Raw genomic sequence first — 1,135 nt, forward strand, 5'->3', positions numbered from 1 at the left:
CCACTGAGACCCGTGCATCGTGAAGTCGCAGGTCACGGATCTGGTGTGCGGGGCGATCGGGGTACTCGCGCTGGTCGTCGGCCGGTGTCCCTCGTGAAGATCGTCTGACTTGTCGACCGGAGCCGTTGCCAGGTCCTGCTGCGCTGATCACCAGGCCGCTCCTACGATCCGTCACCAGGCCGGTACGGCCGGAGACCATGAGAGGGCGTGGGGGATGCAGGAGCTGGAGCGGATCACGGCCCGTCAGGGCGAACTGGACGCACTCGTCTAGGAGTTGACCAAGCAGCTGCACGAGGCCCAGGTCGAGCGGGAAGAACTGCAGGTCGCCGAGCGGGTCCTGAACCGGCTGGCCGAGCAGGACCGGGCCGCAGCTGCATCCCCGTCCCCAGTCCGGGTGGCGGGGCGGGCGGTGCTGCTGATTCCGCACCGCAGCGAGAACCCTGACGAGGCCGCGCTGCCCGAGGACTACCGCAAGATCCTGGCCATCGCGCGGGACGCCGACGGCCCGGTACAGGTCAGGGTGCAGTCGGCGAACGGCTGGGCCTGGACGCCTCGGTGCGCGGCAAGCTGGAGCCCTTGCGCGCGAAGATGACCAAGCTCGCCGACCGCGGCTGGCTGCACAAACGGCCCGACGGCCGCTTCACCGCACGCAGTTGACGATGTCGCGGCCTGCCGTCGGCAGGGCGTAACCGGCGGGCCCCCGGCGGCAGTTGGTTTTGGTGTGAAGAAAGCCAACAGCACCGTCGAGGGCCCTGACGGCCTTGTCTACACCGCCCGCCTGCCGCTGTCGAGCGCCACCCTGAACTACCTCGCCGACCTGATACGCGGCCACTTGAAGAAGATCCGTTCCCGGTGGCGGGCCCTGCCTCCGGGGAAGATCGCCTCACTCGTGCTGGCGGTACTGCGCTGTGACCAGCGGCCCGGCGACCTGGCCGGCGGCAACGGCATACATCGCACCACCGTGACCCGGTGGGTTCGCGAGACCGTCGGCCTGCTGGCCGCCCGCGCCCCGCGCCTGGACCGAGCCCTGAAGAAGACCGTCCGAAAGGGCGGCGGAGTCGTGCTGCTGGACGGCACGCTGATTCGCACCCGACGGCGCACGGGGATGGAGAACCGGAAGAACTACTCCGGCAAG

The 1,135-nt window shown here is 69.5% G+C and carries 1 protein-coding gene and 1 pseudogene; both read left to right on the forward strand.

Annotated features, from left to right (window positions below; translation table 11 throughout):
• Positions 1–274: 274 nt before the first annotated feature.
• Positions 275–592: a hypothetical protein gene (locus AB0927_RS40980; protein WP_366672966.1), complete on the forward strand. Its 318-nt coding sequence runs from the start codon at positions 275–277 to the stop codon at positions 590–592.
• A 129-nt stretch (positions 593–721) separates the two neighbouring features.
• A pseudogene (locus AB0927_RS40985) lies at positions 722–1,135 on the forward strand (IS5/IS1182 family transposase); the annotation flags it as partial.

It is taken from the genome of Streptomyces sp. NPDC048106 (assembly GCF_040706415.1).
Taxonomy (GTDB): domain Bacteria; phylum Actinomycetota; class Actinomycetes; order Streptomycetales; family Streptomycetaceae; genus Streptomyces.